The organism is Companilactobacillus nuruki, from assembly GCF_002872255.1.
Lineage (GTDB): Bacteria > Bacillota > Bacilli > Lactobacillales > Lactobacillaceae > Companilactobacillus > Companilactobacillus nuruki.
Map to the genome: position 1 here is coordinate 1 of NZ_NIPR01000031.1, position 24,591 is coordinate 24,591.

The following is a 24,591-nucleotide window of genomic DNA, read 5'->3' on the forward strand; positions in this document are numbered from 1 at the left end:
CCGACGTTCATGTTGAAGTAGTGGTTATGCTGTATGAGCACCTTTTTTCAGATGTCAGCCCCCACTTGTGGGCAGGTTACCCTCGTGTTACTCGCCCGTCCGCCACTCACCAAGGTCCAAATCCAGGAGCAAGCTCCAATCAATGGTTTGGTTCGTTCGACTTGCATGTATTAGGCATGCCGCCAGCGTTCGTCCTGAGCCAGGATCAAACTCTCATATTAAAAGTTTGTGACTCATAAAAAAATTATACTAGCGAATTGACTTCGTTGTAAAACCAACAAAATGTTGGCCTACACAAAATAGTGTTAAAACTTTGTTCAGTTTTCAAAGGTCTACCAGCTGATTAAGCGCTTACGCTCATCAGCGACTTAATTATTTTATCAAGGAGACAAGTTGATGTCAAGAACTTTTTAAAATAATTTTTCTAAGATTTTAATGAAAATATTCATTAAAATCTTAGCTGTTAACTCGACGAGTTAACTTAATTATCATAACAAGTTCAAAACACATTGTCAAGAACTTATTTAAAATAATTATTTCAACAATTTAGCAAAATCATCGCTAAACCGTTGCTGTCGTTGACTTGTCGTGACAACAGGTAATATCTTACCGTTAATGGTAAACCAATGCAAGTACTTTTTCATATTTTTTTGAAAATAGTTAATTTTCTTTTATCTTTTCAATATCTAGAACCTTATCAATCCAATCACTACTATAAAAATCCTCCTCATGGGTTACGAGAATTATTGATCCATCATAGTTTCTAAGCCCTTTGCGGAGGGCTGCCTTACTTTCATCATCCAAATGGTTTGTTGGTTCATCCATAAATAGAAAGTTAGTATTATCAAACATCAAATCACCAATTTTAACCTTGGTCTGTTCTCCACCTGACAATGATCGCAATGGGGACATGATTTGCTGATTAGTTAAACCTGTTCTTGCAAGAACTCGTCTAACCTCTTTGCCATCCCTATCTGGATGTTCATTACTTATATAATGAAATGGCGTCTCCATATTATTCTTCCATACTAAATCTTGTTTAAAATAACCTATCTTAACCGTCTCTGAAAAATCAAAGTTACCATCTATTGGTTTAAGGATTCCCAAAAGGGTCTTTATCAAAGTAGACTTACCAATTCCGTTAAACCCTTTAATAACCATCTTTTCGCCACTAACAATCGAAAAATTCAAAGCTTTATCAAACAAAGCCTTACCATCATAGCCTACTTTTAGATCATTGACCTCTAATAGCATCCTTGAGCTAGGTACCTCAATATATGGGAATCCAAAGCTTGCAGCAGTCTTGTTCCCTGGTGGAGTCAAGACATCCATATGAGCCAATTGCTTCTCTCTACTCTTAGCACTTTTAGAACGTGAACCAGCCTTAAACTTTCTAATATAAGCTTTTGTCTTAGAAATTTGATCCTGCTGTTTAACATATGCCTTCATATAGGTCTCTTTATTAGCAGCCTTTTGTTTAAGCGCTTGTTTAAGTGAACCTGTATATTTGGTTATCTTACCAAATTCAAAATCAGCTACACAGTTAATGATACGATCCAAGAAATTGTAATCATGAGAAATAACAATAAAAGCGCCATCAAAGTTATTCAAATAATCAGCTAACCAATCTATATGGTTAGTATCCAAGTAATTAGTTGGCTCATCCAGCAAAATCATATCTGGTTTCTCAAGCAAAATTTTAGCCAGAATTATCTTTGATCTTTGTCCACCACTTAACTTGGAAACATCATGGTCATATCCAATTGCATCTAGTCCCAATCCAGTTGCTACTTGTTGAATCTTAGTATCCAATTCGTAGAAATCGTTGGCATCCAAGATTTCTTGTAACTTTCCAGCCTTTTCAAGATCCTCATCTGAAGGATTATTCATGTAAATCTCGTTTAATTTGTCACTTGTTTCATATAATTTTGTAAATGCTGTTTTTAAATACTCATAAATCGACATCCCTGCAGCCAATTTGGCTTGTTGATCCAAATAACCAATGGTCAAATGCTTCTTCCAAGATATCTTTCCTTCATCAGCTTCCAATTGACCAGTCAAAATTTTGATAAAAGTTGATTTACCAACACCGTTCTGACCAATTATGCCCAAATGATCCTCTTTATTTACTTGTAAATCGGCTGAATCATACAATTTTTTATCCAAAAATTGCTGGGTTAAGCCATGTACTTCTAAAACACTCATATTTTTCTCCTTTTATAACATAAGAAAAGACTGAAACTATTGTCTCAGCCTTCATTCAAATTCTTATTCAGACGTTTGATTTCTTGTGAAGATTGTATAGTTTTGATTTTGGTTCTCACTCTTAAAGGAAAAACCATTATCTTCATTCAATGTATTTAATCTTGTTTCTTCATTATCTAACTCTTCTTCAGATAAACCTAATTGTTTACGCAATTTATTAGATGCTCTTTGCAATTCCTTAGTTGGAATAACCTCATAAGACGAACCATTAATCATTGAACCATAACCTTGAACGTGATCTGATCCAATACTCTTGGCTGCTCCACGATAATTAAGGAACATCGACTGCATATCATTAAAACTCAAGTTAGTTGTCATTGAACTAGAAATACTATCCAATACTTTTTGATAATGCGTAAATGTCTTGGCACTTGCCGCACTCTTGATAATCGCAGTAATAACTTGACGCTGTCTTAACTGTCGTCCATAGTCTCCCTGCGGATCTTCATAACGCATTCTAGAATAATCTAGCGCTTGTTTACCATTTAAATGCATTTTACCTTTCTTAAAGTGAGATTCTTTTTCACCTGTATCACCATAAGAAAAACTAAATGGTACATCAACATCAACACCACCAACAGCGTTAACAATTTGTTTCAATGAATTAAAGTCAACCTTAACATAATAGTCAATAGGTATGTTCAAAAATTTCTCAGTCGTTGCAACGGCACTATTCTCGTTACCGATGTTATAGGCTGAATTGATTTTTTGGATCTTCTTAGTATTGTTAGTACTGCTCTTCCAAATTTGAGCCATACTGTCACGTGGAACTGACATCATTGTTGTCTTGTTAGTCTTAGGATTAACCGTTACAACGATCATAGTATCTGAATTACCACGATAATCTGTTTCTGTATCTCTGACTCCATTATCAGTTGTATCGACACCTAATAAAAGAATAGATACTGGTTTTTTATCACTGATTCTAGTTGAAACAGTTTTTCCATCCAAAGCTTTATAAGTCTTACCCAATGAATTTTGAGCTTGAGCGTAGATTCTAAAACCATATGCCCCCATAACGAAGATCATTACTAAAAACACTAATCCAATAATCTTCAAAAATGGACGTTTGATATTACCATTGTTAGAAGCTAAGGCACTGTTCCTAGATCTTTGCCTGTGCTCTCTAGACATGTTCTTATTGTTATTATCCATAAATAAACTCCGATTAATTTGCTATCTACAATTCAAGACAAATACCATCTATATTATATAGTAGATAGAATGCAATTATACAGCTTAATTCTAAGGAATTAAAATTTTCTTTTTAAGTCTGTATGTTTAAATTATAAATTTTTGATAGCAACTGTCAATTTTACCCAAAAATATTTACTAAAATATAACAACCATTATATGTAAAAAACTATCTCATTATTTAAGAGTTTTAATTGTATATTTCCTGTATAATCTCCTTCGTAGGAGGATTTTTATAATGTCAGATGTAACTACTAATGCCAAGACATTCAGATGGTGGAATATTGCCCTCTTAGGTTTTACCACTGTTTGGGGTCTTAACAACGTTATTAACAACTTTGCCAATCAAGGTTTAGCTGTTGTAACGTCGTGGATTTTAATTATGGTTCTATATTTTGTCCCATACACTTTAATGGTTGGACAATTAGGATCAGCATTCCAAGAAGCTGGTGGTGGTGTCAGTTCTTGGGTAAAGGCACTTTCTAATAATAGGTTAGCTTATTTTGCAGCTTGGACTTATTGGGTTGTGCATGTTCCTTATCTTGCTCAAAAACCACAGATCATAATGGTTAGTTTGAGCTGGCTGTTTAAGGGAAATGGTTCATTCATCAAAACCGCATCCCCTCTTGTAGTTCAAGGCGCTAGTTTGATTATCTTTTTAGCCTTTGTTTTATTAGCCAGCAGGGGGACTAACATTCTGAATAATTTGGGTAGTATTGCTGGTATCGCAATGTTTACTATGTCAATGTTATTCATTATTCTTGGAGTCAGCGCTCCATTTATCACTCATGTACAAATCGCTACACCAAACATGACTGATATTCACACATATATACCGAAATTCGATTTTCAATACTTTACGACAATTTCAATGCTAGTCTTTGCCGTTGGTGGTTCAGAAAAAATCTCACCATATGTTAACAAAACCAAAAACGCTTCTAAAGAGTTCCCACTAGGTATGATTATCCTGGCTGTCATGGTTGCTGTTTCAGCTATCATGGGATCATTTGCTATTGGTATGATTGTTAATTCTAATCATATACCAGCCGACCTTATGGCTAACGGTGCTTACCAAGCGTTCCAATTCTTAGGAAATAGTTTCCATGTTGGTAATTTATTTGTCTGGGCTTTTGCTATTACTAATACAATTGCTTCAGCTGCCGCTCTTGCTATTTCAATTGATGCGCCATTACGTATGCTTTTAGGAGATGCTGATAAGAAATTTATTCCTAAGGCTCTTTTGAAGAAAAACAAACGTGGCATTGCTATCAATGGTTACAAGATGACGGCCATTCTTGTTTCGATCCTTATCGTTGTTCCAGCTCTTGGTATCAGCGGTATGAACGACTTATACAACTGGTTATTAAACCTTAATTCAATTGTTATGCCTATGCGTTATCTTTGGGTATTCTTAGCATATATGATGCTAACTAAACAATTAGATAAATATAAATCAGATTATATGTTTGTTAAAAATCGATATGTTGGTTTTGGCTTTGGACTCTGGGCTTTCTTCCTAACTGCTTTTGCATGTATTCTAGGTATGGTTCCTAAGATGAACATGGCTCAAAATCCATCGTCATGGTGGTTCCAACTAGCCCTTAATATCATTACACCTATTGTTTTTATCGCTTTAGGATTGATTTTACCTGCCATCGCTAAACGTACTAATAAAGATGAATTAGATAAAATCTAAATTATTATCTCTGCACAGATAATATAATAGAAAAAATAAAAATAGTCTGTATTGACGTCAACTGACGAATCAATACAGACTATTTTTTTGACCAACTAAAACCAAAATATACGATCGTTATCTTTAATTATCATCATTACTAGAGCTAGTTGATGACGATGAACTAGTTGTTGTATTACCATTAGCATCAATCTTTATATCTGGTACACTCCCACCATAACTTCTGATCTCATTCATAATATCAATCAATTTTTGTTTCTGATCTTCTTTATCAGAATCATCATTTTTATAAGCACTCTTCACCTTTTGCAATTGTGTATTGTACTGCGGCATCAATTTATCAACCATTGCTTGACGTTTTTGTTCCCGTTGGGTCTCAATTGACTCTTTTTCAGATTCATATTTAGCAATCTTCTTATTATCTTTGGCTGCTTGGAACATAGCCTGACTCATATTTAAATCTTTTTGTAATCCCAAAATCTGTTTATTGAATCGGTTTTTAGCACTCTGACGTTTAACATTTGCATTAAGATATCGGATTTTTTGTAATTCACTTAGTTTCTTATCATATTGAGACTCTTTAGTAATTGGATTTTCATTATACTTATCAATTGCCTTTTCAACCTTATCTTCTCGGCTAAATTCTTCCTTCTTAGTTAAATGATAAATAATTCGGTAATCAAGATTATAAAGTCGATTAGTATTCTTTTCTTCTTGATCAGAGTTATATTTAGAAAAATCATTATCGATTATATCTTGAATGCTTGGCTTCTCGCTAGTCTTATTAACGGTTAAATTACTACCATTAACAGTGATAGTGCTTGGCTTCTTAAAGTCCTTTTCTTTTTCCTTGGTATAATCGACTAAATACTCGCCTTCAGCTTTAAAAGCCTGCATGGTTAGAGCATCTTCACTAGCTGTTAAGGTAGATGGTTGATCATTCCCAGTCCAGTTAGCAATCGTAAAATTAGGTGTCATCCCTACAAAATAAGAATCCTTAGTATCATCAGTTGTACCAGTTTTACCAGCCAGATATTTATAATTATCCAAAGCAGCAGCCTTACCCAACCCATCTGTAATGACAGATTGCATTGTATTGACCATCATGTAGCTGGCATTTTTGGTATAAACACGCTTTTGCATATGTGTATTTTGATAAATATAACGACCATTATCATTATCATAAATACTACTTAAATTACTTGGATGAACAAAATTGCCACCACGTGAAAAGGAACTATAAGCCGAAGCCATTTCTGTAGTGGTAGTTCCCTTGTTAAATGAACCAATAGCCAAACGAGGATCAGTCTTTTGGGTTGGATCTAGACCAGAGAACTCCATCTTTACTAAGTCATCATAATAAGTGTGTTTGGTATCTGAAGCAGCAAGTTTATAAGCCACTGTATTAATAGAATTTTCCAAAGCATGTCTAACAGTTGTTTGACCAGTATAACCACTGTACCAGTTATGAACAACTGGAGTTCCAACAGCTGAATCAATTACCGTACTCTGTGGCAAATATCCTCTTTCAAAAGCCGGTGCATAAGCCACAATTGGCTTAGCAGTCGAACCAGGTTGACGATACCCTGTTATTGCTCGGTTATTTTGATCTCCATCAGTTGTTCGACCACCAATTATAGCTATCACATCCCCTGTTTTGTTATCAATTACTGTACTAGCAACTTGAGGGGCCAGTTTACCATTGGCATCGCGGCCTGTGTAGGATTTATAAACATTATTAACCAAATCTTCTACCTTATTTTGAACACTCATATCTATAGTTGTTCGAATCGAATAGCCACCATCCATCAATTGACCACGAGCACGATCGGCCGCCTGTTGATAACGGACTCCATAAGCTTTTTGTTCGGCCTCATTTTTAAAATCATACTGCATTGAAAACCCAGATGATTTCATCAATTCTTCAGTCGCATTAAAAACAGCATAATTTAAAGCATAATTATTCGAAACGTCGTTATCATACTTACGTTCATTGACTTTCAAGTCTAAAGGACGCTTTCTAGCCGTTTGATAAGTCTTTTTGGAGATCAATCCCCGTTGATAAAAGATATAAAGAATCATGTTGCGGCGTTTCACAGTTCGTTCTGGATATGCAACGGGATCATAGTAAACTGGATTATTAGGTATACCAACTAGAACAGCTAGTTTATCAATTGATAAATCTTTTTGATTCTCAGAAAAATAATAATCTGAAGCAGAACTGAATCCATAAGAACCGTGTCCCATATAAACATCATTAATATAAAATTCCAAAATTTGTTTCTTAGTAAACTTCTTCTCAAGTTGCTGTGCAATTACCATTTCTTTTAACTTACGATTCAGATTCTGAGATTGATCTTGCAAAACAACATTCTTAACCAACTGTTGAGTTAAAGTGGAACCACCTTCAGTTCGGCGATGCAATACAGTTGAAATAACTGAACGCATAATCCCGTACAAATCAACCCCATGGTGAATATAAAAGCGTTGATCCTCAACATCTACTAATCCCTGACTGATCTTAGGATTGATTTCATTTATCGATGTATAATTCGAACTGGATTGTGAAAGCTTTTTTAACACTTTACCGTTACGATCATATATAACGGTTGAATTTTTGGGATGAAAGTCTGATTTCTTCAAACCCTGACTATATGAATAGCCATCAGCAATAGTATTTCTGATTTCATAACCATACTTCCACCAAAATGTTCCTATACCCAAAACAATTAAAATTATTATTGTTAGGAGTACCCAGGGCCATTTTTTTCTTTTCTTTGTTAACCTATGTTCCATTTTTTTACGCATAATTAGCCCCTAATTGACATAGAATGTTATTCCAGAAGATACTTGTGACATCAAATTAGACAAGTCTGATGAACTAATTTGCATACCATTGTTATAACTAGTGCCTCCGGCATAGATGAATCCTAGTGTTGATCCGTCACTAAAGTAAATTGAACTATTCAAAGCCGAATTATTCTTAAACCAGAAGACCGGAGTAGCTGAACTGAAATCAGCCGTTGTATTATCTGGATCAGCGACATTTAATGCACTCAATGAACTATCAGTCGCATTAGCAACGTATTGTCCAAAATTACTATTGCTACTATCAGTTATGATTGCATCATTCGAATTGGCATTAACCAATTTTTTAACTGTATACTTGCCGGAACTAACTTGTGAGTTAGTGACATTAGCATAACCATTTTCTGCTACATACTTCCCACTTACTCTAGTCATCAAGGCTAAAGTATTCTTACTTGAATTATAATAAAGAACATTCTTATCAGTAATCCCAGCTTGAGTAAGTGCATCAGAAGCTCCCGTTGTAGAATTTAAACTAGAAACAATATCAACATTTGCCGGTATGTATTTCTCAGTCAGAGGTGAATTCTTTAAGGCCTCTAATTCCTTCTTAACTGCCTCTACTCGCGAACTTTCTCCTTGATGATTTGAAAAATACTGATCCATTTTAGATACTGCTTCAGACCAACGTTTCTTTACAGTCTTGTTCTTGATCAATTTGTAATAAGTATTGACCATTGATATCTTTTCAAAACTTAAACTACTGTTATCAGTATTGAAAGCATCCCAAGTCTTACTAAAGTATTTATCGGCATCTTGAGTCTGCTCATACCAAATCTGAACTGTATCAAGTTTGTTTCTTTGTTTCTGATAAACATCCTGATTCTTTTCCTTTAGAAGTAACTTATCAAGGTCATTAATCTTATCACTGGTAACATCATCACGATAATTACTTTTTCCATCATAAAGACTCTCAACCATCTTTGTTCGATTCTTACGAGCTTGAATATAATTTTCCAACTGATTATATTTTTGAACATTACTTTTAGAGATGATATAACCATCACTAACGTTAATTACTTTACCAATAAAATCTAGTGAACGATAATTAAGATCCGTTTTTAAAACCTCTAGTTCTTTATCCTGATATTGACTAGATATTTTAGATGTTACAACTGCATTGACGACACCAAGCGAAAGCATAATGAAGAAAATGACGGCGGTAATAACGCCAACAACACCGGCACCCAACATTAAATAATGTTCTGATTTCGTTCTAGTCTTTAAATCTTTCTTATCTTTCATAATTTTCCCCAAATATCTAGTTCATCTTGTTATTATTATAGTAAATTATCCTGCAAATAAAGGGTGGAAATTTTGAAAAAATTAAACAAAAAATATATTAAATGGATCATTATTCTACTTTTGTTAGTAATAATCGTTTCCTCATATGCCCTTAATCTTGGCAAAATTAAAGATAAAACCGTAAACGGCATTGCTTCTCTAACAATTCCTTTTTCATTGATCGTTAATCCTAAGAATATTGATGAAGACATCGCCCCTAAGGCTATTAAACTTGGCAACAGTGACATGGAAAAAGACAAACAGCAAGCTCTGAGTTTAATAAGTACAATCAATGATGACTATGATAATACAAAAGAATTATCATTTTTGTCTAATGATCAAGAAAAATCTTTATTAAAAAGAGTCAATGAAAAACCTCATCGTTATATTGCTAAAATGACATTATTGAATTTTGGTAAAGATATTCATGGAAAATACATTACTATCAGTTGTAATCGTTATGATGACACTAAAACTATTGTTAGTTATCGTTATCGCCTATATTATAAAGATGATACTATCAGATCTGCCAAATACCTTGGAGTTAGATCTAACAAATATCCACCAAAGTTTATTATTAATAATATTGCAATCGGTAAGCCTGGTACAGATCAAGCTAAGGCCTTCATTCAACGTTTAAAGACTGCTATTATCAATTCAAACCTAACGGCTACAAATGCCAGTGAGCCAGGTAATTTTAACCAAATTTCGATTAACTTAGGGCTAAATCCTGACAAGAGTAATACTGGTTTATATCAATTGGCCAAAAACTCCAATTCACGAGTCAGCAATTCTAGTATTGTCGGTTATCAAATCTCTGATGTTCCTCGTTATACTAGAGTATATATTAAACAACTCAGTAAAAATAATACTTACTATTACACATTAACTTTCAGCCGCAACAGTGGTCGTTTCATCAATTTTCAAAATGGTATTATCGGAACTGATAAACAAAACTAAGTTTCTCCTTAAATTCCAGGTAGACCTTAAGTCTAAATAATTCTATTCTGATTTTTCAAATATTCAAAAATAGCCTGTATTGACATCAACTATGTTTTTTCAACATGGTTAATAATCAGTACAGACTATTTATTTTGATCAATTAAAATTATTTCAATAACAAAGCATACAACAGCTATCTCTGGAACAAAATAAGTTTAAATAAAAATGACTTTTCAGAAAACTAATTATTCATTTTTTAGAATTATTAACTAAAATACTGTCAATAATATCTTTCAAAGTCACTTGAGACATACTTTTTTCAGCATCAGATTGAATCTTTTGATAAACTCCTGTCAAAGTTTCTTGAATATTGCCACCAACAATACATTTTAGATTTGTTTTCTCATCAACATGCAACAAATTCTGATTATCCTCAATTGCACGATAGATGTTCAACAAACTTATTTCGTCTGCTGGTCGAGCAAGTTTTGGTGCCACTACTCCTGGTTGACTAACCAACAAACCGGCTTTACTCAATCGCGACATCATCCTTCTTACTAAACTAGGATTAGATTCAATACTACTGGCAATTGCTGCACTAGATAAGTCACCATCCTTGCAGATTTCAACGTAAGCGAGGATATGTACTCCATCACTCAACTTATTAGAATATTTCATAGTTAGCTCCTATCTTTTACCATCATAAAGTATTTTCAGAGCTGAAATAATTATTTATTAATTACTAATTTGACCGCTTGTTTAATTGGTATTAAATCGTGTCCTAAGACATCTGATAAATCAGTAGTGTCTTCAGCCAATTGGTTATCACTGATCAAATCTTGAATAGAAACAATTATCTCAATTGTCTGTTCATCCATACCAGCTTCTTTTAAGCTCTTCCTATACTCTTCATCACTTAATGATAATACCTTAACATTACCCACTGCCTCAGCCAAATCAGCATATGATCTACTTGGTCCCGCAAATTCGTAAACATCTTTAGGACTTTCTGTTACTAAAACTTTAACTGCGGCTTCTGAATATTCATCCTCTAGGGCCCAACCGACTTTACCAGTAGCTGAGTAAACAAAAGGTTGTCCATTAGCGGCGCCTTTTAAAGTAGCTGTTTCATTTTCTAAGTACCAATTATTTCGCAAAAATGAATACTTCATACCTGATTCAATAATTAATTTCTCGGTTGCCTTATGATCAGTTGCTAATGGTGCCGTGGCAATATTTGCATGTGGGAAACTAGTATAGGCAATATAGTTAACTCCAGCATTTTTAGCAGCCAAAACAATATTTTTGTGTTGCGTTAATCTAGATACTGGACCACCTGGCTGTGAAGATACGAATAATAATTTATCAACACCTTGTAAAGATTCTTGTAATTGTTCAGGCTTGTTATAATCAGTTGCTCTAACCTCAACACCTTCAGGAACAATCTCTTTGGCACGCTCTACATTACGGGCTAATGCAACAATATCACTTGGAGACACTAATTTAACTAATTCTTTAAGTGCATTTCGACCAAAGTGACCAGTTGCACCTGTTACAGCATATTTTGTCATAAAAAATCCTCTTTTCTTTGATGTTACTTTATAATTAACTTGTTATTTAAATAATAACATCATTGAAAATTTATACAAGAATTTTGTTTAATAAAAAAGCTCATCTAACAATCCATTACGTGGATGGCTTAGATGAGCTTAGTTATTTAATAATTATTTTTTCCAAACATCATTTACTTCAATTGTTTGTTCTCTATCAGGACCAACAGAAACTGTAGCATATTCAACGCCTAATTGATCTTTTACAAAATCAAGATAATTTCTAGCTGCCTGTGGCAATTCTTCGATACTCTTAGCTTGAGTCATATCTTCTGTCCAACCTGGGAAAGTTTTATAAACTGGCTTGCATTTAGCCAAAATATTTAAATTAGCTGGATATTCGTCAATAATCTTGCCATTCAAATCATAACCCGTGCAGACTTTAATTTCCTTCAATCCTGTTAGAACATCAAGACAATTAAGCGAAAGATGAGTTACACCAGAAACATTACATGAATGTTTTAGAACAACTAAATCTAACCAACCAACACGACGTGGACGATGTGTAACTGTTCCGTACTCATGACCCGCTTCACGAAGGAAGTCTCCTGTATCATTAAGTTGTTCTGTTGGGAAAGGACCAGCACCAACACGTGATGTATAAGCCTTAACCACACCAATAACATTATCAATTAAAGGGGCACCAATACCGGCACCAGTTGTTACACCACCAGCAGGATTAGATGAGGTTACATATGGGTAAGTACCATGATCAATATCAAGCATGATACCTTGTGCACCCTCAAAAAGTACATTTTTACCATTTTTCAATTCTTTATTTAAATATGCAGATGTGTCAATGACACGATCCTTAAGGTCTTGACCAATTTGATAATACTTATCAAAAATATCATCAAAATTCATTGGTTGTGCCCCATAGATCTTTGTGAATAGCTCATTTTTTTGCTTAAGATTAGCAGTTAGTAATTCTTTGAATAAATCCTTATCAAGAATATCGGCCATTCTTATACCAATACGTGAAGCCTTGTCAGTATAAGCTGGTCCGATTCCACGATTAGTTGTTCCAACTTTAGAATCACCCTTAGCAGCCTCTTGAAGCTTGTCTAACTCAATATGGTAAGGAAGAATCAACTGTGCACGATTAGAAATCTTCAAGTTAGTTGTATCAACGCCCTGTTCATGTAAACGGCCTAACTCTTCTTGAAGAGATTCAAGGTTCAAAACGACCCCATTACCAATAACACTAGTTTTATCTGAATATAAAATACCTGATGGAACAGATCTTAGTTTATAAACTTGATTATCAATATTCAAGGTATGTCCAGCATTATCTCCACCTTGGTAACGTGCAATAATGTTAGCTTCACCACTGAAATAATCGGTAATCTTTCCCTTACCTTCATCGCCCCATTGAGTACCTACTACAACAACTGTTGTCATATTTCTTCTACACCTACACTATTTAATTTTCTGGAATTGTCGCTATCGATGAAAACTTATTATAAGATTTCACGAACAATAACTTAGCTGTACCACGAGGTCCTGAACGGTTTTTACTGATGATGACTTCGACCTCACCAACATTTTGATCCTCTGAATCTTCAGGTTCCTCATTACCACCACCATTATTGTCATCGCCATCTTCATCACGATAATAATCATCACGATAAAGAAAGGCAACAATATCAGCATCCTGTTCAATTGAACCAGATTCACGGATATCTGACAACATTGGTCTTTTATCCTGACGGGCTTCAACCCCACGGGAAAGCTGTGATAACGCGATTATAGGAACATGAAGTTCTTTTGCTAATTTTTTCAAATTACGTGAAATAACTGAAACTTCTTGTTGTCTGTTTTCTTGTCCTGTACCTTCAATCAATTGTAAATAATCGATGATAACTAAATCTAAATGTCCACTTTCTTTTAATAATCGACGACATTTGGATCTGATTTCAGCCATTTTAATACCAGGAGTATCGTCAATGTAAACATTAGTCCTAGACAAACTACCCATGGCAACGACCAAATTATTCCATTGTCCTTCGTCTAATTTACCAGTTCGCAAAGCATTAGCATCAATACTACCTTCTGAACAAAGCATACGATTAACTAGTGACTCTGCACCCATTTCCAAACTGAAAATAGCCACAGTTGCATTAGACTTAGTGGCTGCATTTTGAGCTAGATTTAAAGCAAAAGCAGTTTTACCAACACCAGGACGAGCAGCCAGAATAATTAATTCATCTTTGTGCAAACCAGTAGTCATATCATCTAGTTCTTTATAACCAGTTGAAAGGCCAGTAACATCACTATCTTGATCATACAATTTGTCAATTTCTTCAAGAGAAGATTTAACAACATCAGAGATTCTTCGAAAGCCCTTATGATTACGGTTTTCAGAAACATCCATAATCTCTTTTTCTGACAAATCAATGATACTATCAACATCGTCATCTTCTTCAAAACTGCGGGTCACGATGCTTGTTGCAGCATTGATAAGTCGGCGAAGCGTTGATTTATTTTTAACAATTTTTGCATAATAGGTTGTATTAGCAGCCGTAGGTACAGCACTTGCTAACTCAGCAAGATAACTTACGCCACCAATATCTTCAATTTGATTTAACCGATCAAGTTCATTCTGAACTGTCACAACATCAACAGGTTCTTCTTCATCGTTTAAATTCATCATAGCTTGGAATACCAGTTGATTAGCATGTTGATAGAAATCTTCTGCTTCTACATATTCCATCGCTTCAATTAAAGCATCCTGACTTAGAAAAACCGCTCCTAATACAGCTTGCTCAGCATCCTTATCATTGGGCGGAATTCTTGTGGTTATATCGTTATTCATTTATATCCTACTTCTTTTCAGCAACGTGAACTCTGATTGTGGCTTCTACGCCATCGAACAACTTAACTGGGACATTGATATATCCTAATGATTTAACGCCGTCAGAAAGCACCATTTTATGCTTATCAACCTTGATTTCATATTGCTTATTAAGTTCTTCAGCAATCTTTTTAGTTGTTACAGATCCAAACAATCGACCATCAGTACCAGCCTTAGCTAAAATCTCGACAACAGTTTTGTCATCTTCAATCTTTGTTTTTAGAACTTTGGCTTCTTCTTTTTCTGCTTCATAATCTTTAGCTTCGCGATTTTGTTCAGCTTTTAATTTGGCTACATTAGCATTGGTTGCCTCAATAGCCTTTTTATTCTTAATAAGGAAGTTTTGAGCGTATCCATCAGCAACGTTCTTTAGCTCTCCTTTTTTACCTTTACCTCTAACATCTTCTAGGAAAATAACTTTCATAATATATGATCCTCCTCTTAGCTCTTCTTATTAGAATCAGCCAAAACATCAACTAATTGATTTTTAACATCTTCCACCGTTGAATCTGAAATTTGAGTTGCAGCGTCAGACAAATGTCCACCACCACCAAGTTTCTCCATAATGACCTGAACATTAACATTTCCCAAACTACGTGCCGAAATTCCTATTCGGCCATCGGGACGTTTGCTAATTACAAATGAGGCTTCAACATTATCTAATGATAACAATGTATCAGCTGCTTGGGCAACAATAACTGGATCATAAGTTTTGTCTTCTTCACCAAAACATACTGCCATATTACCGCTAACCATTGTAATTGTTTCAATTAAATGACTCTTTTGAATAAATGAATCAATATTCTCTTTCAAAACATTTTGAATGACTGTCTCATCAGCACCAACTGATCTTAAATAACTTGCAGCATCAAATGTTCTTGTACCAGTCCTAAGTGAGAATGACTTAGTATCAACTGTAATTCCTGCCAACAAGGCCGTAGCCTCAATTTTTTCAATAGCTTTTTTATTCTTTGGTTGATACTCCAACATTTCAGTAATTAATTCACTGGTTGAAGAAGCATAAGGTTCAATATAAATCAGCATTGGATTCTCAGGGAATTCCTCACCACGTCTATGGTGATCGATAACAACAACTTTATTATTATCACCATTGAATAAATCTGGATTAATAGAAATACTTTGCTTAGAATGATCCACCATTACAATCAATGTTCTTGGCGTTTTAATAGCAATTGATTCTTCTGATGAAATAATATCTTTTTTGATCTCTGGATCTTCATCAATCATACCTAGAAGTCGACTAACATCTGAATGTAGTGACTTGTTATCAATCACAACTTTACATGGCGTATTATTCATCATAGCAATTCTTCTAATACCTAATGAAGAACCCAAAACATCCATATCGGGATGTGAGTGGCCCATTACAAGAACCTGATCACTATCTTTCAATAGTTCTTGCAAAGCCTCACTAATCATCCTGGCACGAACTCGTGTTCTCTTTTCCATTGGATCGGTATTGCCACCATAAAATCGTGCCTTTTCACCAATCTCCTTAACGACAACTTGATCTCCACCACGACCAAGGGCCAAATTAAGGTTCTTTTGTGCCTCATCATTTAACTTATGTAGATCATCAACACCATAAGAGAAACCCATACTTAAGGTTAAAGGAACGTTTTGTTGAGATGTATATTCTCGAATGACATCCAAGATCTTAAAACCATTCTTTTCCATATCAAAAATTCGACCTGTATAAGCCATGATAAAGAAATGATCATCATCAATTCGTTTTAAAAACATTTGTTGTTTTGAAGCCCAATTGGATAATTCATTAGTTATATAATTGTCCAAATTTGATACATCACGATCACTCATTGACTGAGTGATTTCTGCATAATTGTCCAAGTAAACTTGACCAATTACTGAACGATTACCCTCATAACGTTTCTCAATTTCGGAGTAATGCGTTATGTTCAACAAATAAATGACTTTTAATTCTGTTTGAACTTGTACCAAATAGTACTTGTCATCTATCTGAATCGTTTTATCACCAGAATATTCTTCAGCATCAATCAAGTCCGAAAGTTCCGATGAAATATCTCCAACTTTCATACTATTTGATGGGTTAAAGCCGGTTTCCTCAACAAAGGAAGGATTCACCCATTGAACCATCTTATCAGCATCATATAAAAGGATGCCTAATGGATACTCTACAAAACTATTATCCGTTCCTCTATCAATCCGATATTGTAAGTTATTAGTGTACTTACCTGCTTTTTCACCTAAAAGTAAAAACAAATAAACAAATAGGATTAGCGAGATAATTATTAAAACAGCCTGAATGTAACCGGCTACAGAGCCGTGAATCAAACCGACTATTAATATTGATAATAGCATTACAATCAAAGAGACTGCCGTAAGTTGAGTCGAATGATCAACTCGCGAAAGGAAGAATTTCAGATTAGATTTTATCTTTTTCATATTAGTCCCCTCTTAGATATACCCCTTAATTTTATCACAGCCTACTTCTTCTTTCCGAATAATATTAACCGGAAACCATGATCAAATTTTTACATCTAAAAGATAATTTACCATTAGATTTTTGTGTTACACAGAAAATTAGAGTTTAAAAAAAGACCACTCTCAAAAGTGGTCTTTTTACAAAAAATTAGTCTTCAGCGACGAATGGTAATAGAGCCATAATTCTTGCTCTCTTAATAGCTACAGTAAGCTTACGTTGGTTCTTAGCACTTGTACCTGTAACACGTCTTGGTAAGATCTTACCACGTTCTGAGATAAATCTCTTAAGTAATTCTGTGTCTTTATAATCGATGTATTCGATATGATTAGCAGCGATGAAGTCAACTTTACGTCTTCTACGTCCGCCTCTTCTTTGTTGGGCCATTATTAATTGCTCCCTTCTATATTAAAATGGTAAATCATCATCAGAAATGTCAATCTGTTTGCCATCAGCAAATGGATCGCCATTATTATTGTTAGAATTGTTAGATTGGTTATTATTATTGTTGTTATTGGTACTATTACTATTGTTGCTGTAATTGCTATTGTTACCAGAATTATTCCCGTAACTATTGCCATTACCGCTATTATTGCCAAATGAAGGCTGATTTGATTGGTTTGAATTATTATAGCCGGATGTTTGATTTGAAGAGTTTCCACTACCGGAATTTCTTCTTTCACTTTCAGCACGAGATTCTAGTAACGAGAAGTTATCGACATTAACGTCTGTTCTATAAACTCTTTGACCTTGTTGATTTTCATAAGAACTTGTTTGAATACGTCCTTCGACACCAACTAAAGATCCCTTATTAGTGAAATTAGCAAAATTCTCGGCGGCTTTTCTCCAAATAATACAATTGATAAAATCGGCTTCGCGTTCACCTTGTGCATTTGTAAATGTACGATTTACGGCAACCGTAAAGTTTGCAACCGCTGCTCCATTGGCAGTGTATCGCAATTCAGGATCACGTGTCAGGCGTCCAACTAAAACTACTCGATTAATCATTTATCTGCCTCCTAATTGTTTCACGTGAAACAAGACTAGTCTTCGCGTCTAACGATCATGTGACGAAGAATGTTATCTTCAATCTTTGAAAGACGGTCAAATTCGTTGATTGCTTCATCGTTTTCAGCATCTACATTGATAATATGGTAGATACCTTCTTTGTAATTAGCAATTTCATATGCTAAACGTTTCTTTTCCCAGTCTTTTGAGTCGATTACTTTGGCGCCGTTGTCAGTAAGGATCTTATCGAAACGATCGATCAATACCTTCTTTGCGTCTTCTTCCATATCAGGTTTAATGATATATGTGATTTCGTAATGTGCTTCAGCCATGACTGTACACCTCCTTATGGTCTAATGGTTCCTTGCGGAACAAGGAGCATAAATTAACTTCATTTTATACTCACGAAATATAAGTCTATCATAGAATAACTCCAATTGCTAGGTCTAATTTAACTAAAAAAAATCGTTTTTGCCTGACACGCATCCTTAAAGGATACATATCTAAAATACGCAAAAACGATTCATTAATTTTAATCAGTTGTATCTGTTTCTGGAGATTCATTATTATCTACTTCCGAGTCATCATCATCTTCAGAATCATCAGCAATTTTAGCCATTGTTGAAACGATTGAATCATCATCAACCTTGATCAGTCTGACACCTAGTGTGGCACGACCTGTTTGTGAAACGCTTTGTACGTCAAAACGAATCATAACACCTTTATCAGTGATCAACATAATATCTTCATCGCCATCAACAACTGTCAAACCAGCAATTGGTCCATTTTTCTCAGTAACGTTAGCAGTCTTAATACCTTTACCACCACGTCCTTTGATTGGATATTCGGTAACAGCTGTTCTCTTACCATATCCTTTTTCTGAGATCGTCAAAATTTCTTGGCTAGCTTCAGCTATTGAAGAACCTACTACATAATCTTCCTCACGTAGCTTAATACCACGAACACCAGCAGCTGTTCTTCCCATTGGACGAACATCACCTTCTCTAAATGTTACGGCATAGCCTTTGTGTGTTCCGATAATAATAACTTTATCACCATCAGTTAGAAAGACGTTATTTAGTTCATCCTCATCTTTAAGGGTGATTGCACGTAAGCCAGAATGTCTAATATTAGCAAAATCTGTGACTGGTGTACGTTTTACGGTTCCATATTTAGTTACAAAGAACAAATATGAATTGTCAGGATCAACATCCCTATCAACATTGATGACCGTTTCAATTTTTTCACCTTTTTCAATATTCAAAAGGTTAATAACTGGAATACCTTTGGCTGTACGACCATATTCAGGTACCTCATAGCCCTTGATACGATAAACTTTACCCGCATTAGTAAAGAATAGGAGACGATCATGCGTTGATGTATAAATCATTTGTTCAATGAAATCATCATCATGGATTCCCATTCCTTGAACACCACGGCCACCACGGTTTTGAACACGGAATTCATCTGCTGATAAACGTTTGATGTAACCATTATGTGTTAAGACAATTAAGATATTCTCTTCTTCGATCAGATCTTCATCTTCGATATTAGCAACTTCACTAGCACGAATTTCAGTTCTTCTGTCATCGCCGAATTTATCTTGTATATCAAGCAATTCATCATAAATGATCTTATCAACACGTTCAGGTTTAGCCAAAATATCCTCATAATCAGCAATCTTAACTAATAATTCTTGATATTCAGCTTCAACTTTTTCACGTTCCAAACCTGTCAAACGAACCAAACGCATATCCAAGATAGCTTGTGATTGTTTATCAGATAATTTGTAACTATCCATTAAAGTTTGTTTAGCAATGGCTGAGGTCTCGGAGCTACGGATGATCTTGATAATTTCATCAATATGATCCAAAGCGATTCTTAAACCTTCGAGAATATGAGCGCGCGCTTTAGCACGTCTTAATTCAAATTCGGTTCTACGTCTAATAACAACTTCCTGATGCTTTAAGTACTCAACCAAAATACCTTTTAGTGAAAACACTTTAGGTGTCTTACCAACGATAGCAACCATGTTGATACCATAAGAAATTTGTAATTGAGTCAATTTATAAAGATTGTTTAAAACAACTGAAGCAGACATATCACGACGAATATCGATAACGATACGCATACCTTCACGATCAGATTCATCGTTTAGATCAGTGATACCCTCAAGTTTCTTTTCACGAGCTAGTTCCGCAATTCTTTCCACAAGACGGGCCTTATTAACCATGTATGGCAATTCAGTAACGATAATTTGCTCAGCGCCACTCTTCTTTGTCACCACATCGACTTTAGCACGCAAAATAATTGTGCCTTTACCTTCTTCATAAGCCTTTCTGATACCAGAACGGCCCATGATAATACCACCTGTTGGGAAATCAGGACCAGGGATAACTTTCATCAAGTCAGCCACCGTTGCATCTTTATTTCTCATCAAAATATGTAAGGCATCAATAACCTCTTTTAGGTTATGTGATGGAATATTAGTTGTCATACCAACGGCAATACCGGTAGCTCCATTAACTAACAAGTTAGGGAAACGTGCTGGTAGAACCATTGGTTCTTTTTCTTCGCCATCATAGTTAGGAACTAAATCAACAGTATCTTTGTTGATATCACGCAACATTTCAACAGCCATTTTGCTCATTCTAGCTTCGGTATAACGCATGGCAGCAGGTGGATCACCATCAATTGAACCAAAGTTTCCGTGTCCATCAACTAATGGGTAACGATAACTAAAATCCTGTGCCATTCTAACCATTGATTCATAAATAGCTGAGTCCCCATGGGGGTGATACTTACCCATGATATCCCCAACGAAACGAGCACTCTTTTTATAAGGCTTGTCAGGTGTAACACCTAACTCATTCATACCATAAAGAATACGGCGATGAACTGGTTTTAGACCATCACGTACGTCAGGTAAAGCACGTGACACGATAACACTAGCAGCGTAGTCAACGAAGGAATTCTTCATGACTTCTGTCAAGTTAACATTTTCTATTCTATGATCTGCCATTTGCCATCCTCCTAGTAATCTACTTCTGCATAACGTGCATTTGCTTCAATGAACTCTCTTCTAGGTTCAACTCTATCGCCCATCAACATGGAGAAAATTTCATTAGCCTCAATAGCATCGTCGAGGTTAACTCGGTCTAATCTTCTCTTATCAGGGTCCATAGTTGTCTCCCACAATTGATCAGCATCCATTTCACCAAGACCCTTATAACGTTGAATCTTTGGTTCTGGCTTTGGTGGTAACTGTTCAACGAAGTCATCTTTTTCTTTATCAGTATCAAAGTATCTCATCATCTTACCTTGACGTACTTGATACAAAGGTGGCTTAGCGATATAAACATATCCTGCATCAACAACTGGACGCATATATCTATAAAGTAAAGTTAAAAGTAAAGTCCTAATATGGGCACCATCGACATCGGCATCAGTCATAATAATAACTTTATGATACCTAGCTTTAGAAATATCAAAATCTTCACCGAAACCTGTTCCCATAGCAGTAAATAATGTTCTAATTTCTTCATTAGCCAAAATTTTATCCATTGAGGCTTTTTCAACATTCAAGATTTTACCTCTAATAGGTAAAATTGCTTGAGTCAAACGTGAACGTCCGGTTTTAGCGGAACCACCAGCAGAATCACCCTCGACAATAAATAATTCAGAAATTGCAGGATCTTTACTAGCGTTGTCAGCCAACTTACCAGGTAAATTACTGATTTCCAAACCATTTTGTTTTCTAGTAACCTCACGTGCACGTTTAGCGGCTAAACGTGCCTTAGTAGCTAATGAACCCTTTTCAACGATCTTTTTAGCTACATCTGGATTTTCCATCAAGAATTTGTTGAAGTGTTCGCTGAATAGACGATCGGTAATAGTTCTAGCATCACTATTACCAAGTTTAGTCTTAGTTTGACCTTCAAATTGTGGATCTGGATGCTTGATAGAAACAACTGCTGTCATTCCTTCACGAACATCTTCACCGGACAACTTTTCAGTATCTTTTAATAGTTTATTTTTATGAGCGTAGTCGTTAATAACACGCGTCAAAGCGGTCTTAAATCCAACTTCGTGAGTACCACCTTCATACGTATGAATGTTATTAGCAAAGGTCATCAAATTAGTATGGTATTCATCGGTATATTGCAAAGAAACCTCAACCGTAATCCCATCTTGGAATCCTTCAAGATAAATTGGTTCATCAAAAAGAACCTCCTTATCTTTATCCATAAATTCGACGTAACTCTTTATACCGCCTTCATAATGGAAAACCAACTTTTCAGCAGTATCTGCTCTTTTATCAGTGAAGGTTAATTTGAGACCCTTATTTAAGAAAGCCAGCTCACGAATTCTAGTGGTTAAAACCTTATCATCGTAAACGGTCGTTTCTGTAAAGATATCAGGATCTGGAACAAAATGAACTTTTGTACCATGATCGAATTCTTCCGCATCACCTAAAATATGCATCGGATGAGCAACTTTACCACGTTTGAAGTCAATTCCGTAACGCTTTCCAGCACGAACAACCTCAACATCAAGTTCAGTACTCAAGGCATTAACAACAGAAGCACCAACACCATGCAAACCACCAGATACTTTGTATCCGCCTCCGCCGAATTTACCACCAGCATGCAAAATTGTATAAACTGTTTCAAGTGCGGGTTTTCCAGTTTTCTTTTGAATGTCAATTGGAATACCACGACCATCATCAGTAACTGTAATGGAGTTATCAGGCTCAACAGTGACCTCGATTTTAGTAGCGAAACCAGCTAGAGCTTCATCAATACCATTATCAATAATTTCCCAAACAAGATGATGTAAACCTTGTTTACTTGTAGAGCCGATATACATACCGGGACGTTTACGAACAGCCTCTAGTCCTTCAAGAACTTGAATTTGACTCGCGTCATATTCTTCGACTTTTTCTTCTTTCTTTTCCAGCTCAGCTTTTCTGTCTTCAGCCATTAAATCTCCTCCTGTTGAACTTTGCCATTACTAATATTTAATATATTAGGGTTCTTAACTAATTGTGGATCAACGTCATCAATTGAGGTCGTTGTAATGAAAGTTTGAATTCCTTTTTTAATCGACGACAACAAATGAGTCTGACGCTTATGATCAAGTTCTGATAACACATCATCCAGTAAAAGAATTGGATAATCGCCAACAGTATCCTTGATCAACTCCACTTCGGCTAATTTTAAACTTAACGCCACTGAACGTTGTTGACCTTGTGATCCAAAATCTTGAACGTTCTTTTCATTGACCATGAATTTAATATCATCACGGTGAGGCCCTAAAAGAGTTACACCACGTTGAATTTCTTTTTGATAATTCTTTTTGAAATTTTCTTTGAAAATATCATAGATATTTTCAGCAGTTTTTCCATCAGTGTTGAAAAAAGTACTGTAAACAATTTCCAATTTTTCATGATCTTCAGTAATATTTGCATGAATTTTTTCAATATGTTCCTGCAACTTTTGAATATACTGCAATCGCGAAAAAACAACTTCAGCACAATATGCCGAGAATTGATCCGATAAAACATCTAAATAAATCATATCCTTCGTTTGTCGATGCTGAAGCTTTTTTAAATATGCGTTACGTTGTTTCAAGACTGATCGAAATTGACTCATTGTCTTCAAATATTGTGACGACATTTGTCCAAATTCCATATCAATAAACTTGCGACGAATCCCTGGATTTCCTTTAACAATGGAAAGATCCTCTGGAGAAAAAAGAACAACATTTAAATTACCAATATAACTGGATAATTTACGTTGTTCTAAATTATTCAATTTGGCTTTTTTTCCAGACCTACTAATGACCAAATCCAATTTCAATCGACTGGAATTATCTTTGATCACAGTTCCTGAGATTCTTGCAAAGTCACTATTCCACTTAATAAAATCCTTGTCATTTGATGTTCGATGGCTTCTTGTTAAAGCTAAAAAATACATAGCCTCTAATAAATTGGTCTTGCCTTGAGCATTCTCTCCCAAAAAAACATTGATTCCGGGTGAAAAATTAACATCTAAGGATTCATAATTTCGGTAATTTTGAAGCTTTAGTTCTTTTACAAACATTTATTCAATTTCAAATGTCTGATCACCAACAACCACAACGTCCCCAGTTCTTAATTTCTTACCACGACGATCTTCAGGATTGCCATTAAGAAGGACTGAATTTTCTCTCAAGAACCATTTAGCTTGACCACCAGTTTCAATAACACCAGTATCCTTTAAAAGTTGACCTAAAGTAATAAATTCAGTTTCTAGCTTAATTTTTTCAGACATTGTTAACACCCTATTTATTAGATTTATCCATTAATGACATAATAATATTATAGTTGTTTTCACAATAAAAAACA

19 protein-coding genes and 1 rRNA gene are annotated in these 24,591 nt (G+C 35.1%); 2 read left to right on the forward strand and 18 right to left on the reverse strand.

The genetic code is table 11. The features are described 5' to 3' along the window. From CBP76_RS13315 to CBP76_RS08290, 3 genes are all read right to left on the reverse strand, one after another. Positions 1-221: ribosomal RNA gene (locus tag CBP76_RS13315) — 16S ribosomal RNA — on the reverse strand; the annotation flags it as partial. Between the two features lie 439 nt (positions 222-660). Further along, positions 661-2,205 (reverse strand): ABC-F family ATP-binding cassette domain-containing protein, encoded by a 1,545-nt coding sequence (locus CBP76_RS08285; RefSeq protein WP_102196434.1) that lies wholly within the window; start codon positions 2,203-2,205, stop codon positions 661-663. A 63-nt stretch (positions 2,206-2,268) separates the two neighbouring features. Beyond that, a complete protein-coding gene (locus CBP76_RS08290) occupies positions 2,269-3,420 on the reverse strand; it encodes an LCP family glycopolymer transferase (protein WP_102196435.1) in 1,152 nt (383 codons plus the stop codon). Positions 3,421-3,697: 277 nt separating this feature from the next. On the opposite strand from CBP76_RS08290, the gene CBP76_RS08295 reads away from it, so the two are divergent. Continuing rightward, positions 3,698-5,155 carry an APC family permease gene (locus CBP76_RS08295; RefSeq protein WP_102196436.1) on the forward strand — a complete coding sequence of 486 codons (1,458 nt, stop codon included), beginning with the start codon at positions 3,698-3,700 and terminating at the stop codon, positions 5,153-5,155. A gap of 123 nt (positions 5,156-5,278) precedes the next feature. Here the strand turns inward: CBP76_RS08295 and CBP76_RS08300 are convergent, their stop codons facing one another. Together CBP76_RS08300 and CBP76_RS08305 are read right to left on the reverse strand one after the other, a co-directional pair. Then, positions 5,279-7,963 carry a transglycosylase domain-containing protein gene (locus tag CBP76_RS08300; RefSeq protein WP_245865689.1) on the reverse strand — a complete coding sequence of 895 codons (2,685 nt, stop codon included), beginning with the start codon at positions 7,961-7,963 and terminating at the stop codon, positions 5,279-5,281. 9 nt (positions 7,964-7,972) lie between these two features. Beyond that, positions 7,973-9,268, reverse strand: coding sequence for a hypothetical protein (locus CBP76_RS08305; protein WP_102196438.1), 1,296 nt, complete (start codon positions 9,266-9,268; stop codon positions 7,973-7,975). Between the two features lie 72 nt (positions 9,269-9,340). Between CBP76_RS08305 and CBP76_RS08310 the strand changes: the two genes are divergently transcribed. Further along, positions 9,341-10,267, forward strand: coding sequence for a hypothetical protein (locus CBP76_RS08310; RefSeq protein WP_102196439.1), 927 nt, complete (start codon positions 9,341-9,343; stop codon positions 10,265-10,267). Between the two features lie 231 nt (positions 10,268-10,498). Here CBP76_RS08310 and CBP76_RS08315 read toward each other — a convergent pair whose 3' ends face one another. The 13 genes from CBP76_RS08315 to yaaA form a co-directional block, all read right to left on the reverse strand. Further along, positions 10,499-10,927 carry an Rrf2 family transcriptional regulator gene (locus CBP76_RS08315; protein WP_102196440.1) on the reverse strand — a complete coding sequence of 143 codons (429 nt, stop codon included), beginning with the start codon at positions 10,925-10,927 and terminating at the stop codon, positions 10,499-10,501. 50 nt (positions 10,928-10,977) lie between these two features. Further along, a complete protein-coding gene (locus tag CBP76_RS08320) occupies positions 10,978-11,820 on the reverse strand; it encodes an NAD(P)H-binding protein (RefSeq protein ID WP_102196441.1) in 843 nt (280 codons plus the stop codon). Positions 11,821-11,973: 153 nt separating this feature from the next. Continuing rightward, on the reverse strand, positions 11,974-13,260 hold the full coding sequence (locus CBP76_RS08325; RefSeq protein WP_102196442.1) for an adenylosuccinate synthase: 1,287 nt from the start codon (positions 13,258-13,260) through the stop codon (positions 11,974-11,976). A 22-nt stretch (positions 13,261-13,282) separates the two neighbouring features. Beyond that, complete coding sequence (gene dnaB, locus CBP76_RS08330) at positions 13,283-14,674, reverse strand: replicative DNA helicase (RefSeq protein WP_102196443.1); 1,392 nt, start codon at positions 14,672-14,674, stop codon at positions 13,283-13,285. A 7-nt stretch (positions 14,675-14,681) separates the two neighbouring features. Next, on the reverse strand, positions 14,682-15,137 hold the full coding sequence (gene rplI, locus CBP76_RS08335; protein WP_102196444.1) for a 50S ribosomal protein L9: 456 nt from the start codon (positions 15,135-15,137) through the stop codon (positions 14,682-14,684). A gap of 17 nt (positions 15,138-15,154) precedes the next feature. Continuing rightward, positions 15,155-17,158: a DHH family phosphoesterase gene (locus tag CBP76_RS08340; RefSeq protein ID WP_102196445.1), complete on the reverse strand. Its 2,004-nt coding sequence runs from the start codon at positions 17,156-17,158 to the stop codon at positions 15,155-15,157. Between the two features lie 187 nt (positions 17,159-17,345). Beyond that, positions 17,346-17,582, reverse strand: a complete 237-nt coding sequence (gene rpsR, locus CBP76_RS08345; protein ID WP_010017915.1) for a 30S ribosomal protein S18 — start codon at positions 17,580-17,582, stop codon at positions 17,346-17,348. A gap of 21 nt (positions 17,583-17,603) precedes the next feature. Then, positions 17,604-18,203, reverse strand: coding sequence for a single-stranded DNA-binding protein (gene ssb / locus CBP76_RS08350; protein ID WP_102196446.1), 600 nt, complete (start codon positions 18,201-18,203; stop codon positions 17,604-17,606). Positions 18,204-18,238: 35 nt separating this feature from the next. Further along, positions 18,239-18,535, reverse strand: coding sequence for a 30S ribosomal protein S6 (gene rpsF / locus CBP76_RS08355; RefSeq protein WP_102196447.1), 297 nt, complete (start codon positions 18,533-18,535; stop codon positions 18,239-18,241). Between the two features lie 200 nt (positions 18,536-18,735). Next, positions 18,736-21,225, reverse strand: coding sequence for a DNA gyrase subunit A (gyrA, locus tag CBP76_RS08360; RefSeq protein ID WP_102196448.1), 2,490 nt, complete (start codon positions 21,223-21,225; stop codon positions 18,736-18,738). 11 nt (positions 21,226-21,236) lie between these two features. After that, positions 21,237-23,186, reverse strand: a complete 1,950-nt coding sequence (gene gyrB / locus CBP76_RS08365) for a DNA topoisomerase (ATP-hydrolyzing) subunit B (RefSeq protein WP_102196449.1) — start codon at positions 23,184-23,186, stop codon at positions 21,237-21,239. Continuing rightward, on the reverse strand, positions 23,186-24,307 hold the full coding sequence (gene recF / locus CBP76_RS08370) for a DNA replication/repair protein RecF (protein ID WP_102196450.1): 1,122 nt from the start codon (positions 24,305-24,307) through the stop codon (positions 23,186-23,188). The genes gyrB and recF overlap by 1 nt, the downstream gene beginning before the upstream one ends. After that, positions 24,308-24,517, reverse strand: a complete 210-nt coding sequence (gene yaaA, locus CBP76_RS08375; RefSeq protein ID WP_102196451.1) for a S4 domain-containing protein YaaA — start codon at positions 24,515-24,517, stop codon at positions 24,308-24,310. It lies immediately after the preceding gene. Positions 24,518-24,591 lie beyond the last annotated feature (74 nt).